This window comes from Paenibacillus sp. 32352 (genome assembly GCF_002042965.1).
In the GTDB taxonomy this organism is placed as follows: Bacteria; Bacillota; Bacilli; order Paenibacillales; family NBRC-103111; genus Paenibacillus_S; species Paenibacillus_S vulneris.
In genome coordinates, this window is sequence record NZ_MZNT01000007.1 from 170869 (window position 1) to 184768 (window position 13900).

The 13900-nt window shown below is 47.0% G+C and carries 12 protein-coding genes; 3 read left to right on the forward strand and 9 right to left on the reverse strand.

Going from position 1 to position 13900, the window contains the following annotated elements; all coding sequences use genetic code 11:
• Positions 1–49: 49 nt before the first annotated feature.
• The 9 genes from B1728_RS17895 to B1728_RS17935 form a co-directional block, all read right to left on the reverse strand.
• The gene (locus B1728_RS17895; protein ID WP_179136066.1) at positions 50–466 is read right to left on the reverse strand and encodes an immunity 22 family protein; all 417 of its coding nucleotides are present in this window, start codon (positions 464–466) and stop codon (positions 50–52) included.
• Positions 467–511: 45 nt separating this feature from the next.
• Positions 512–2206 carry a DUF6138 family protein gene (locus B1728_RS17900; protein WP_256865403.1) on the reverse strand — a complete coding sequence of 565 codons (1695 nt, stop codon included), beginning with the start codon at positions 2204–2206 and terminating at the stop codon, positions 512–514.
• A gap of 338 nt (positions 2207–2544) precedes the next feature.
• Positions 2545–2880 (reverse strand): YxeA family protein, encoded by a 336-nt coding sequence (locus B1728_RS17905; RefSeq protein ID WP_079911679.1) that lies wholly within the window; start codon positions 2878–2880, stop codon positions 2545–2547.
• Between the two features lie 43 nt (positions 2881–2923).
• On the reverse strand, positions 2924–4864 hold the full coding sequence (locus B1728_RS17910) for an ABC transporter permease (protein ID WP_256865404.1): 1941 nt from the start codon (positions 4862–4864) through the stop codon (positions 2924–2926).
• The gene (locus B1728_RS17915; protein WP_079911683.1) at positions 4842–5627 is read right to left on the reverse strand and encodes an ABC transporter ATP-binding protein; all 786 of its coding nucleotides are present in this window, start codon (positions 5625–5627) and stop codon (positions 4842–4844) included. Before B1728_RS17915 ends, B1728_RS17910 begins: the two co-directional genes overlap by 23 nt.
• Before the next feature lie 178 nt (positions 5628–5805).
• Positions 5806–6849, reverse strand: a complete 1044-nt coding sequence (locus B1728_RS17920) for a sensor histidine kinase (protein ID WP_079911923.1) — start codon at positions 6847–6849, stop codon at positions 5806–5808.
• A gap of 21 nt (positions 6850–6870) precedes the next feature.
• On the reverse strand, positions 6871–7554 hold the full coding sequence (locus B1728_RS17925) for a response regulator transcription factor (RefSeq protein WP_179136067.1): 684 nt from the start codon (positions 7552–7554) through the stop codon (positions 6871–6873).
• Positions 7555–7894: 340 nt separating this feature from the next.
• Positions 7895–9643 (reverse strand): pectate lyase, encoded by a 1749-nt coding sequence (gene pelA, locus B1728_RS17930; RefSeq protein WP_079911685.1) that lies wholly within the window; start codon positions 9641–9643, stop codon positions 7895–7897.
• Positions 9644–10242: 599 nt separating this feature from the next.
• On the reverse strand, positions 10243–10890 hold the full coding sequence (locus B1728_RS17935; RefSeq protein ID WP_179136068.1) for a glycoside hydrolase family 73 protein: 648 nt from the start codon (positions 10888–10890) through the stop codon (positions 10243–10245).
• A gap of 125 nt (positions 10891–11015) precedes the next feature.
• Here B1728_RS17935 and B1728_RS17940 point away from each other — a divergent pair, with 125 nt between their 5' ends.
• From B1728_RS17940 to B1728_RS17950, 3 genes are all read left to right on the forward strand, one after another.
• The gene (locus tag B1728_RS17940) at positions 11016–12110 is read left to right on the forward strand and encodes a GerAB/ArcD/ProY family transporter (RefSeq protein ID WP_079911687.1); all 1095 of its coding nucleotides are present in this window, start codon (positions 11016–11018) and stop codon (positions 12108–12110) included.
• A gap of 300 nt (positions 12111–12410) precedes the next feature.
• Entirely contained in the window at positions 12411–12992 is a 582-nt protein-coding gene (locus tag B1728_RS17945) for a TetR/AcrR family transcriptional regulator (protein WP_079911689.1), read from the forward strand.
• Positions 12993–13022: 30 nt separating this feature from the next.
• A complete protein-coding gene (locus B1728_RS17950; protein WP_079911690.1) occupies positions 13023–13889 on the forward strand; it encodes a transporter substrate-binding domain-containing protein in 867 nt (288 codons plus the stop codon).
• Positions 13890–13900 lie beyond the last annotated feature (11 nt).

Below are 13900 nucleotides of genomic sequence, written 5' to 3' on the forward strand. Positions count from 1 at the left end.
CCTCCTTAAATAAAGCGGCGCTGAGTCCTGGAGCTTCTCATGAGCTCAATTAGCTTTCATATTCGACACATGCTAGAAGCACGGGTGAAGCCACTGCCTGTAAACCTGCTTTGTTGATACGAAACAACTCCTCGTTAATGGTTCCATAAGGCGATTGGTTTCCGTATTGGAGGATGATCGCGTTATAAGCCTGGATCGCCTCATCGATCGCAGCAGGGAGCTGCTCAACGAATGCTTGATGCTGTGAATATTCCAACCGCAAATAGTTAATAAAGGACTTACGATCTTCCTCGGCTCTGAAAAAATGCAGCTCTTGAAAATCTTCATCGATCCAGGAACATCCTATGCTAATTAAAAAAGCGGAAGGCCGCGCATCTCCTTCATCATCATACAGGGTCTCAGTAAAAGCTTCTAATTCTTCTTCCGTAGAAAAGTTAGCCCCCCATATCGTTACAATGTGCTTCATTATCATTCACCTGCCCTCAAGTTCAATGCCCCGGGATATCTCTCCTCACTTACGCTTGTCCATTTTTGCCAATATAGCTGCGAATAATTGCTGTTCTTCTTCGCCCGCTTCCTTGCGTGCTCTTGCCTCCAGGTTCTTCCTGCTGCCCCAGATCAGATACGCCAAATGCTCTACCTCATGGGATTTGAGCGGCTCCATGAATGTCAACAGAGCCTGCAAACTCCCTGCGCTTTCAAATCGGGCCTGTTCCTTGGCGAACTTGCCTTCGTTGCACCTCAAGAGACATGCTGCGACAGTCGGAAGCGTCGTCGAGTCAATGCCGTACTGCTGGATAAGCGCAAGCGTAAACGCCTGCTGTACCGATTGATGCTCCTGATCAACTACGCTCATATAAGCTTCTACCAAGGGAAAATAAGACTTACTCTGCAATCCCAAGCCGAATACCGCATATGTGCCGGGCATGCAATTTTTCTCCCCTTCAGTATCGTCGTACCATTCATGCTCGACCATGGCTAACCGCGCATAAACCTCGAGCTTCGGAAACAGCTCGGCATATTGCAATGCATTGGCGAAGAAACGATGCGTCTGCGATTTAGCCAGCCCGGGGATAGGGAGCAGCTGCTTGGATTTGGACTTCAGCTTGATTTGATAGCTTCTGGAGAAGCCTTTGTTCAGCAGATTGCAAATAAAATCAAGCGCTTTTGCATAGCTGTCCGCTCGTTCCTCCTTGATATGTATCGTAATCGTCGAAAAAATATCGTTAGCCCGGCATTCAAGCTGACTGTCCTTATAACTGATATCTTCATCGGGGAGAGTGCCGCTTCCATTCTCCATAGCCTGCTCCGCCCTGGTGCTCCCAAGCTCCTTCAACAGCTCCAACAGCTCGATACCTGTGCTTCTGCTGTAATTCGGCTCATGCTTGATGATCAGAATAGCCGTCTGCAGAGCAAGCTCCATAGCCTGCGGATCTATGCTGCTTGGATCAATCCCTTCCTTCTTCGTGTACACAGGGAGCCCCCATGTCTGCTTCGCACAATGGAAATAAAGTGGAAGAAATTCGGTCTCGGTCCAGCTTCGAAAAGCTCTGATAAACGTTGCCCTATGCTCGGCCAGCTTCTCCTGTTTGCTCTTGTTTAATTCGAGCACCCGGTCGTAAATACGAAATAGTTCCTTCAAGTCTATTGTCGGGAACAGCCCGGAATCGACTAAGTGATTCGACAGAAAGAAGCTTTCTAACGGAGCTGTCGGAAAGCTCTTGGCTTCCAGCTTATTGCGTATGTATTGACGGATTCGTTCCAGCAAATCGTTTCTCTTGCTTTGATTGATATAATCGACGACGATGACATCCCATTCCCCATCAGCTAAGGCGAATTTGCCTGCTATCCTGAAGCGGTAATTGAGCAAGGGGCTGCTATCGTACCTTTTTAACCGAAGAAGAAGCCTTTCTTCGAGCTGCGGCAGCAGCTCTTGCTCAATGCTTTCCTTTGTTAAAGGCACCACGGGCCGAGACCCTTGGGATTCGAATTCCGGTGAACTGAAGTCATCGTCGAATGAGAATACACGGATGGCTCCATCATCATATTCGAACCGGACATAATCATGTACGCCAATCTGTAAGGTGGTACGCCGAATAATGTCTGCGGCATCTTTCTTATCGAGTTGATCGAACCATTCGTTCAATATATCGGCTATTTCGTCAGCTATTGTTGCAACCATTGCTTGAGTATCCATTACGGTCATCTTCACCACCATGATTTATTAGTAAAAGGATTCCAGTAAATTCTATTATAAGTTTTGAAGCCAAAAAGGTCAGCGGTCTTAATACCTAATTAACAGGTCTTGGGACATACGATTGACCAATGGGCCTATTTGTGTCCCGCACAGTGGTGAGAGACTGTTAAGAAGACCTTGAATTAACGCCAATAACTTTGTTGGGGTATGCCCCTCCTGCCAGGCTTTAGAAGCGGATCATGGTACTCGGCGGGGGCGCTCCGAAGTTGTTCATTCCGTCAATTCAAAAAGAACGCCCATTGACCAATGAGCGTTCCTGTGTGGTTCATATAACATCTGCCCAGGGTTCAGCGTTCCTGCTTGATCTCCTTGGGCGCTTCCTCTTCCTTGATCTGCTCCCATTCTTGAGCATACGCGCCTTTGGCTAATACCTTCACATAAGCTCCTTCCGGCAGCTTTGTGCTTGCTGTAAAGCTCACCTTTTTCTTAAGCCCCTCTGCGTTGTATCCGGTAAGGTTGTATCTGAACCTTCCATCCTCGTCCTGTGCCGGTTGATTAATTCGAACATATACGTATTCTTTATTTATTAAAGGGTTGAAACGATCAATAACGTCTTTGGAAGTCATAAATACAATGGCAACAATCACGATAATCAATGCCAGAACCGCACCTGCTTTTTTCATCGAATTTTCCTCCTATTCCTTCACCAATGAGCTTATTTAGCCCCTACATCGCAAGCTTCACCATTCTCTTGTAATACCCGATGGTTAATGCTGCAAAGACAAAGTAAATCAAGGCATACACTCCCATAGCTATCGCAGACGGCACGACAATATTAGACAGCACAAGGATAGAGGCTGCCTTAACCGCGAAGACGGAATGCAGCAGCCCGATCAAAAGGGGGATCGCAAAGACGAAAAGCTGCTTGCGCACAACGCCTTTCATAATGTCCTGCACGTCAAAGCCAAGCTGCCGCAGGGTGACAAAGCTTCGCTTCTCCTGCTCCGCTTCCGTCATTTGCTTGAAATATAGAATGCTGCCGGTCGCAATCAGAAAGACAAGCCCAAGGAAGCCCGAGATAAAGATATACAAACCGAACGACTGAAGTGCAGCCTTAAATTGCGTATAGAAATCGGGCATGAATTTATCCTTCGGAATATATTTTGCAAAAAGTGCGGAAGCCTTGGCCCGTTCTCCCCGGTCAGGGACTTGAAAAGTATCAAAACGAACCGCTTCAACCTCGGGCAAGCCTTGCAGTTCCTCCCTGAGCTTCTTTAGGATAGATTCGGTTACGACGAGCTGGTCGCCGTACACGTTATAATTCATGGCAAACTTATCGACAAGCCCGGTTAGCTGAAGTGTTGGTTTGCCTCCACCGGTACCCAATTCAATATCCAACGGATAGTTCCTGTTGCTAACCCGCTGATTCCAATTGAGGCGGGCCCGGCCATCATAGAGAACGGCTTCGCCTTGACCAGGCGATTGTATAGCAGCCCCTGCTTCCAGAAGCTGCTCTGCGGGAAGAAACAGCATTCTTTTTTGAGAGTCTCCATCCGGGCCATTCACGGTGTCGCGAACCGTTCCCAGAACCCGTACGGCATCAACCGGCCTGTGAACGAACGGGATTCCCTCCCTTTTCAACTCCTCCCCAAAAGATTTCGCATCCACCCCGCTGTTCTCAAATACATAATCGTACGGGAGTGACAAACGGGTATCTGTTTCAGCGGAGAAGTATAACGAATAAGCCATTGCTACCATCGTAAGTGTCATGGCAGACAGCACGGTAATCAAGGTTAACGAATTGGCGTTGGCTTTCATTCTGTGCATAAGAGGAGCCAGCGACAAGCTGTTCTTTAGTCCGAGATGACCGTTGGCGCTCCTCCTGAATTGATAGAACAGCCAGCTGATGGTGACGCGGAATAACAGATACGTACCCATGATGGTGGAGAACAGGACGCCAAGCATATTCAAGAAGAGCATATCGTTCAGCATGTGCCCCGAAAGATAATAACCGAACGCAATAAGAGCAATACCAAGAACAGCGAGAATCGCGGCTGTGACCGTTTTTGGTTTGTGGGGATGCTCGCCCTGCTTCTCTGCATGAAAGAGCTGCAGCAGTGTGCTTCGATAAACGATCCGCAGCATCTGTATCGAGGTAAGCACGATAAGAGCGCCGTATACGATAGCGGTTTGAACGAGAGCTTGGCCGGAGAACTTGACTGAAATCACTTCTTCAATTCCCAGGAGCTTCATGAGAATGAGCAGGAATAGCCGAGTCACCAATGCACCTGCACCTAGTCCGATCAGTAGCGCCCCTACACCGAGCACGATATTCTCAATGATTAGAAACCGCGCGACGCCTCTCTTCGTCAGACCGATCAGCTGATACAGTCCAATTTCCTTACTTCGACGGTTTAGGAAAATGGAGTTCGCATAAATGATAAATACCGCAACAATAACTAATAGTAAAATTCCTGCTGCCTGGAAGGAAGCGGAGAAATTGACATCTGTGCTTGCCAAACGAATGATGGACGAGTCATACTGCAATGTGGCGAACACAAAGTAAAGACTTGTACTGAAAATCAGCGCGAAAAAGTAAAGGTAGTAATGCTTAATATTTTTTCGCATACTGCGGATAACCAGTTCATATAACGTCAACCGTGTCACCCCCAAGAATAGCCTGAACATCCATAATTTCTTTGAAAAAAGCTTGCCTTGACTTATCGCCGCGGTACAATTCCGAGTAAATCACCCCATCCTTTAAAAAGACCACACGGCTGCAGTAGCTTGAAGCAACAGGATCGTGAGTGACCATAACGATGGTAACGTTCCTTTCCTTGTTGAGCTCTGCAATGGTCCCTAGTAACGCGGAAGCGGTTTTGGAGTCCAGTGCCCCTGTCGGTTCATCGGCAAATACCATGGAAGGGCGATGGATGAGAGCGCGGCCTGCGGAAGTTCTCTGCTTTTGTCCGCCGGATATTTCGTGGGGGTATTTGTGTGCCAGCTCCTTGATCCCTAGAACATCGGCGATCGTATTGAACTCCTTCTCTGCCTCGGCCCGGTTCATTTTACCAAGTGAGATGGGAAGGAGAATGTTCTCTTTCACGGTCAGCGTATCCAGCAAATTATAATCCTGAAAGATGAAGCCCAGCTTGCTGCGGCGGAAGGACGATAACTCGGTATCCTTCATAACGGAGATATCTGTATTTTCAATAAGAATCGTACCTTCCGTCGGACGGTCAATGGTCGCAAGCACGTTCAGCAGAGTGGTCTTCCCCGATCCGGACGGTCCCATAATGCCTACGAATTCCCCTTCTCCGACGCGAAGATCAATCCCTTTTAGAACCTGCTGTACACTACCTTTCGTTCCGTAAGATTTGCGTACATTCTGGGCGTGCAGCATGGTTTTATGTGATTGGTTCTGATTCATATCTAACCTCCAAATGTGCTATAGCCTTATTGTAGTATGTCCGTCCGGCCTTGTCGTACGTTTTAGGTGATATTTGAACGGTCTAATGTTACATTATTGTCACTTTCGTCGAAGCAACCGCTCCTGCTATTAACAGAAAAAAAGCAGTCAGGGGCATCCTGCTGCTTGGATTTCTTGGCTACGCTTCATGGGTCTGAATAGCCGCTCTTCGAATAGATTCAAACTCATTTCTTGCAGAAAACGTCATTTTCATGACGGTACCCTTGTTCGGCCGGGATTGGGCTTCGAGCGTAATCCCTATTTTGTCGGCGACACTCTTGGTAAGATACAAGCCGAGTCCTGTGGCTGCATTCTGGATTCTTCCGTTTCCTCCGGTGAACCCTTTATCAAAGATGCGCGGCAAATCATGTGCAGGAATACCGGGGCCCTCGTCTACAATGCTCAGCTCGACCTTGCCGGTTTCCGACATCGTGGTAGTCCGGACCGAGATTGTCCCTCCATCCGGGCTATATTTCACAGCATTCATAAGGATTTGCCGGATAATGAACCGGCACCATTTGGAATCCGTTATGACTTCCGCTTCTTCCCCTTCGAACTCGACCGCAATATTCTTCTCCATGCACCACGAGGCCAGCTCCCGGACTTCCTGGGCTGCAAGCCGCTGAATCACCATTGTCCCAAGGACATAATCCGATTCCAGCGTTGGCAGACGTGTCATGTAAAGCTGACGATCCACCAGCAAATGGATACGAAGCCACTCTGCTTCCAGCTTGCGCATAGCCGGTACGCTTTGGTTCGAGTCGATGGCGAGCTTCATAGCGGTAAGAGGAGCTTTGATTTCATGTACCCAGGAGGTGATAAAGTCTTGCTCCATGAGGTGGTCTTTTTTGAGATCGTTCCATTTTCGTCTATAAAAGCGGTCTGCTGCACGCAATGCTTCACTTATTATCTCGTCCCGCGGATCTCCTGGTCTCGGCAATGCTTCCAGCCAATCGTCATGAATCTCCTGAGTGAGAGCCTCGAGAGCTTGTATGTATTTCATTTCCTTGAAATAACGCCAGATCAAGAAGATAGCAAAAAAGAGAACAAACAAACTATTCAAATAAATAATGGAGCCGGCATGTACAGAAATTCCTCTATCCAGTGCGATGAGAAGGTCCACAAAGCCAAGCATCAGGATGAACATCAAAATCCAGCTTTTCCTGCTGCTCACAAAGCGCATAAACACGGCTGTTCTTCCCCCTTATAACGTGATCGCCATGTAGCCCAATCCCTTCTTGGTGACGATGGCATCTTCAAGCTGAAGGATGGCCAGCTTTTGACGTAATCGGGTTATATTCGCGGTCAACGTATTATCATTGACGAATTGCTCATCCTCCCACAGCTTCCGCATGAGCTCATGACGCTGAACGATTTCGTTCTTTGCCTTTAAGAGAACAGCCAGAATGAAAAATTCATTCTTCGTCAATTCGACCTCCTTTCCCTCCCTGCAGATCACACACCGCCTCATATCGATAACCGCACCGTTCCATTCAACTAGATCAGACACTTCTTCTCCATAGGCATACGTGCGGCGGAGGATCGCCTGGATCTTGGCAAGCAGCACGTCCATGTGAAACGGCTTCTGAATGTAGTCATCCGCCCCCATATTCATGGCCATAACCATATCCATCGGGTGATCTCGCGATGATAAAAAGAGAATGGGGACCTTCGATACGGCGCGGATTTCCCGGCACCAATGAAAACCGTCATACAACGGAAGCTGAATATCCAATATGACGAGATGCGGCTGCTCTTTCAGAAATTCGCCAAGGATATCATCAAATTGTTGGGGTCCTGTGACACGCAGCGACCATTTCTCTAAGCGATCCTTAAGCGAATCCAATATCGAGGAATCGTCCTCAACAATGAAAATCCTCATATCCATTCAGATACCCTCTCTTCCAGGCGAATCTTAAAAATGCTAGATGGCTTTGCCGGCTTCTTCCCGCCTCTATGGTTCCCAATGCAGTATAGCCATTCTACCTGATCTTGAACTTATCGTTGTAAACTATTGTTAAATAAAATATTGTACCGGGTCAAGCCCTGGCTTTGAACCCCCTCTTTTCTTCCCAGCCATGAAGCAAGGCCCCCTGTCATTCCTGCAGCCGTTGCTTATCGTTTATTATGCTGCAGCTCTATCTCAAACGCAAAAAAAGCCGCACAGAAGGCGGCTTGAAATAAGTTAAGCTTATTGTATTTGATTTTTGCCCAAGGCTCTTGAACTGTTAGGGCTTCACCGTACCATTGGTCGGTACGGCCTGGAGTGTAACGGGTACGGCCGAGTTCCCTGCAGCGTCGACAGCTGTAATCGTAATATCGTTCATCCCCGGGCGAAGCTCCACCGGCGCCGAGGTAAAGCCCAGATTGTCGCCTACCTGCGCACGAACACCATTCACCTGAACGTCAGCCCTCTCGTTTATCGTACCGCTTAGTATCCAAGGCTTTGTCCCGATATTATAGTGATTGCCCGTTTTTTTGCCAACAGGCTGCAGCGAAATCACAGGTGCAATTGCATCCTCGACTCTCTTCATATCACCGATATTCAGAGACTGGCCATCAGCGGTTTTGGAGCTGCTGCCAATGACTTTGACGTAAACGCGGTTTTCGAAATAACCAACCGAATTAGCTATTTTGAGCAAGTTTAGAGGCCAGCTGCCTCCCCAGCTGTACCCGTTGCGCCGCTCGGCTTCGATTTCCAAAATATTATGTTTGATAACACCGTCACGCCCTGAGAAGATAGGCAGGTTCGTTCCTATTTCATAGAATCGGTACCAGGAAGTACTGGCAGGATCCGGTACGAAATACACATTGTTTTTATCTCCCGAAACATATTTGATACCGCTAAGCTTATTTGCGTCAAACCAGGCTAAAGCGCTTTCGATAGACTTTTTCACTTCCGGCGTTTGATTAGGCAGCGCCATCAAATACTTGACTATCTCAACAGATTCAGACCCGGAGATGGATGGATGCTCGTAGGCGCGGGCCTCACGCGGCTCATAAGTCACTGGGTCATGCTGAGCACACCATGCTGTGAGAATACCATTCACCTCAATTTGCGATTTGAGAATGTAATCCAATCCGCGATCCAGACTTTCCTGCAGCTTCGTTGCGGTGTCATCGGATACAATGTCGGTATTAAACGGGTACTCCCTCTTCTTAGCCATCGTAAGAACGTTCATGACACGCATCATCGCATTATCGTTAAAGGTGACATAATCGGAATAATTCCCCCGCGCCGGATATACCTGCGGCCATCCTCCATTCGGATACTGCATCGTCAGCAGAAACTTCAGCCCTCTATCCACCGCTTCCTTGTAGCGGACGTCTCCGGTCTGCTTGTACATAACGGAGAGGAACAAAATTTCATTCGTAGTGGCATTATTGTCGATAGTGCCGATATCCTTGCCGTCCTTGGTCCGCCAATCCGATTTGCCTTCCTGGCCGTCCCAGGCACGCCCGTATTTATCACTGATACTGTATTTATACCAGCCGCCTTCCGCTGTCTGCCATGTCAACAGGTTGTCCGCCTGACGAATGTCTTTTTCCGCATCCCCTGTATAATATGCCGCTTTTTGAAAAGGGACGCTCTTCGGGTTCTCTTTCGCCGGCCGGGTTATGGTAGCATCCGGGTTCATGGCTTCCTTGGTCTCAAGCACGACCGTCGTTCGGCCTTCTGAATCCGTGGCTTCCGAGGCGTTCACAATTGTAAACGCTTTCGAAAGATTCGGATTTAGAGAATACCAGTCTCCCATAGCTCCCTGAAGCTCAAGATCGGCTGCGTTAAAGCTGCTCAGCTTGCCGCTTAGAGTCACTTTCACCTTGGTCGGGGCGATCGCTTCGGCCTTGACGATCTTCGGCGCTTCGGCAGCTATTGCAGCGGATCCGGTGCCTGCCGGTTGGAACGAAAGCATCAGCATTCCTAATGAACACATCGTTGTAAGCAATACTCGTTTCGATTTGGATATCGATACCATCACTTTGATCCTCCTAATTCATGAGATTGGTAATGTGATAGAGAGATCGAAAAGCGGTTCGCTTTCCGATCCCTTTTGATAGACCGCCTATTCATTGTATAGGATAATGAGATGAAATTCTTGTCAAAAAATTGTTCATTCCTCCCGATTCTTTAACATTTTTGTCTAGATGGTCTTATTCACGGTAGCCTGTATAGACTTCATATATTCAACAAGTGTCATATAAATGATTCCCAAAACTTCCCGCCGCCGTAATGATCATTCATCCGTTATAATTACCTTTGAAGTGCTTACATAAGTCTTCTAGAAGACTGTTGAACATGGTTTAACGATGTCAGGAATCTGCTAACAATACAACATGAAAAGGTGTGATACCCCGTGCAATACCAGGTTATACATCTGCAAACCCGCGAACTAAAGACTCTTACGGCTTCCGATATAGTAGACATGGATTATGATTCCGAGGGCCGAGTCATGATTACTGCCACCGATCAAAAAATATATTTATTGCTTGCAAATAGAGACCTTGTCGAAGAGATTTAATTTACTTTTTCGGAAAAAAGCCCTTTATCCCAACAAGGAGATAAGGGCATTATTTTTTACACATCCATCTTCCGATCAATCCGTCCATCAAGTATTGTGTTCAGAAAAGCTAGCTCGGCAGCCGTCATAGATTTGTCTACAATTTTTTGCATCCAGCTCCAATTGAGCTGCCCATCGTTATAGGCCTTACCTAAAACCTCATAGAGAATGTCCCACTGCCATTGTTCCAATTTCATCGGCATATTGTCCTCATCCTCCTCTAACCTATCGTACCGGTCCAAACCATAGCTCTTGATGATTTGAATCAACTTATCTGCGTATCCGGGATCTGTTGCATATCCTGCTATCTGCAAGCTTCGGGCAGCCCCGGCATAATCCAAGGACGCGCAGCAAATGAAGAACCCGGCCTCTGCATATCGGGGATTCTCGATCAGGAAATTGCTATGGTCGGTCACACTTCCTTCCCAATCCGTATAGCTTCTGAATCCGGTGATAGTATCTATAAATTTTCCGTTCACATACTCCTTGGTGCTTAACTCCTGCCCCGTTCCTTTGATGCCAAATAAATTATTGCCGGGAGCTGAAGATCCCCAAGCACTCTCTAAGGCCCCTTGGGCTAATGTGATAGAAGCCAGAACACCGGTTCGGCGTTGTTCTGAAACAGCAATCGGTGCCAGCAGGTTTATGAACTCTTGTGCTTTCACATCCATCATCCTTCATTTTTCATAGTGTATTCATTTTTGGATTTGCCCGAACCTTGTGTGTGTCCTGTTGTATTTTACGTTGTTTTGGAAATAATGGTAACAAAACGCATGGAGACAATAACCGAATGATTGAAAAAGGGAAAATTTCGGCTAGTCAGCTGGGGATATTGACTTTATTACTCGTAGGGGCAACCGGCATTCTTACCGTACCTTCTATTACTGCGAAGCATGCGGAACGTGATATGTGGATGTCCCCTGTTTGGGGCTCTATCAGCGGTTTTTTAACCATTTACATAGCGTTTCAGCTAGAAAAGCTTTATCCTAACAAGAGCATCATTGAGTATAGCGAAGCCATCCTGGGCCGGTGGCTAGGAAAGATATCAGGACTTTTTGTTTTGTTCTTTTTACTGCATAGCTGCGGAGGTGTTGTAAGGGAATATGGGGAGTTTATTGTGGGTGCCTTCCTCCAACGAACGCCTCTTATTGTTGTCATGTGGAGCTTGGTAATCACCTGCAGCCTTGGTGTGAGAGGCGGCCTTGAAGTTTTGGCCAGATGCTCACAGGTGTTTTTTCCCATATGTGTTGTTATATTCTTGGTCGTAGTAGTCTCGCTAATTCCTGATCTGAGGCCCAATCATATATTGCCGGTGCTGGAATTTGGGTTGACCCCTTCTCTGGAAGGTTCAATAATACCTCACTCCTGGTTCGTCCAATTTTTTTTAATTTCCTTCCTGCTTCCCTTTCTGGGAAAAGCAAACGGCAAAGGATTGCTATGGGGAAACATTTCTGTAACTGCATTGATGTTGATTTTCGTCGTAACGAACCTTACGTGTCTGTTCCTTTTTGATGATAAATTAACAAGCCGCCTCACCTACCCCGTTTATACAGCGATTCGATTCAGCAATCCTGCCGGCTTCCTTAGCCACCTTGAATCATTGGTGATGATGTTCTGGATCATGGCCGGATTTGTACAAACCTCCGTCTGGTACTACTCCCTTGTGCTCGGCTGCGCCCAATGGCTGGGACTTAGCGATTATCGTCCAATTGTGTTTCCCATGGGAATGCTAATTGCTATGAATGCTGTCTGGGTTGCACCTAACCTGAGTACATTGATAACATTTATTTCAACAACAGAGATCTTTTTTAAATACACTGTCTTGTTAGTCCTCCCCATTATTCTGCTATCTATTGCTTTACTGCGAAAAAGGTGGCTTCATTAAGGCCGTCTAATTTCAGTCGTGACCTTTTACCTAACGGGCTTCGAACCTCCGGAACCCTATTTGGCAGGGTTAGAAGGTTCTCTGTGTTGCCAATCTACTTCCTCTGCAACATCCCGCATCCCACTATCAACATAATCCGTCACTATCTTGTGCAAAATAAATTAAAGCTTGACGATGAGCCATTTTAATACTATAGTAAGCCCATCGGAATTAACTTAACTGACTCGTCAGTTAAGAAGAAAGGAGTTTATTATTCTGGCCTCATCCTTGAATGAAGAACAGCAGCGGGAGCAGATATTAATGAGAGCCGCTATGGAATTATTCGCCCGCAAGGGATACCATAATACGAAGATTTCCGACATTGTAAAGGCTTCGGGAGTATCCCAGGGAACATTCTATTGGTACTTCGAGAGTAAAGAGCAGGTGGCGATCCGGCTGATCGAGGACGGCACAACGAAGCTCACGAAGGTGATCGAACAGGGCTACCGTAAGCACGCAGGATCGGTGGACGATATGATTCATTCCTCTGCAAGGCTGCTGACGGACTTATTCGAATTCGGTCATGAGAATAGAGCTTTAATGGCGTTTTTACTTATCAAGGGTCAAGGAGCCGATCCATCTGTGCGGGAAGCGGTATCGCAAACCTGGGTCGCCTTCGAGGAAGCGTTCAAGAAAAATGTGAACCGGGCTATTGAGCTGGAAATGATTCCGCGGTTCACCGACGTTACTCTTCGCGTCAACATTCTTGTTTCTTTGATCACTGGAGTTTTGACCAAGTGGTTATTCGGACCTATGCAGGACGTGGATTATCACTCCCCGTATTCCCCATCGCAAATTGCCGAGGAAACAGCTAGGTTCGAATTCAGGGGATTACTTGGCTAACCATAAAAAAATACTTAGGAGTGCATCAAAATGAAATTTCAGGTTAAACCATTATTAAAAACCGTTTCACTTGTTGCTATCGTCGGTCTGGCACTGGTCGGCTGCGGAAAAACGGCGGACAAGCAGCCCGCTTCAAGTCCGGCCCCGGGCAACAACAATGCTGCTGTGGCGCCTGCCGGCAACCAGCTTGAGCAAATCAAGAAAAACGGCAAAATCAAAGTGGGCTTGATGGGGACTTACGCTCCTTACAACTTCTTGAACGATAAAAAAGAAGTGGACGGCTATGACGCCGATATCGCGAAAAATATTGCGCAAAAGCTGGGCGTTCAAGCTGAATTCATCACCGGGGAATTTTCCGGTCTGATCGAAGGTCTGCAAAGAGACAAATATGATGTGTTGATCAGCCAGGTTACCATCACGGATGACCGTAAAAAAACGATGGATTTCTCGATTCCTTACATTAAGAACTCGGTGAATGTCGTCGTTAAGGGCGATAATAATACGATCAAAGCGATCGAAGACTTTAAAGGCAAAAAGATCGGTGTAGGTCTTGGTACGAATGACGAGAAGTATTTGCGCGATACGGTGATGCCGAAGGTCGGTAACTTTGAGATCGCAACCTATAACGATGTCATTACTTCCCTCACAGATTTGAATACGGGCAGAATTGACGCAACGATCAACAACATGTTTGCCTTAAAGCCGATTATCGATAAAAACAAGCTGAACATGAAAGCAGTCGGTGAGCCGATCAAGGAAGACTTCGCCGGTGTGGCTATGCGTAAAAACAATCCGGAGCTGCTTGACGCGGTCAACAAAGCTCTGAACGATATGAAGGACGACGGAACATTGAAACAAATTCATCAAAAATGGTTTGGTGTAGATCCTAGCTTTTAAGTCATTTGCCT

Coding starts and splice junctions, on each gene's coding strand:
- B1728_RS17925 (WP_179136067.1), bottom strand. CDS start 7,554: ATGGATATGAGGATTTTCATTGTTGAGGACGATTCCTCGATATTGGAT.
- pelA (WP_079911685.1), bottom strand. CDS start 9,643: ATGGTATCGATATCCAAATCGAAACGAGTATTGCTTACAACGATGTGT.
- B1728_RS17915 (WP_079911683.1), bottom strand. CDS start 5,627: ATGAATCAGAACCAATCACATAAAACCATGCTGCACGCCCAGAATGTA.
- B1728_RS17900 (WP_256865403.1), bottom strand. CDS start 2,206: ATGACCGTAATGGATACTCAAGCAATGGTTGCAACAATAGCTGACGAA.
- B1728_RS17920 (WP_079911923.1), bottom strand. CDS start 6,849: ATGCGCTTTGTGAGCAGCAGGAAAAGCTGGATTTTGATGTTCATCCTG.
- B1728_RS17950 (WP_079911690.1), top strand. CDS start 13,023: ATGAAATTTCAGGTTAAACCATTATTAAAAACCGTTTCACTTGTTGCT.
- B1728_RS17940 (WP_079911687.1), top strand. CDS start 11,016: ATGATTGAAAAAGGGAAAATTTCGGCTAGTCAGCTGGGGATATTGACT.
- B1728_RS17895 (WP_179136066.1), bottom strand. CDS start 466: ATGAAGCACATTGTAACGATATGGGGGGCTAACTTTTCTACGGAAGAA.
- B1728_RS17945 (WP_079911689.1), top strand. CDS start 12,411: ATGAGAGCCGCTATGGAATTATTCGCCCGCAAGGGATACCATAATACG.
- B1728_RS17905 (WP_079911679.1), bottom strand. CDS start 2,880: ATGAAAAAAGCAGGTGCGGTTCTGGCATTGATTATCGTGATTGTTGCC.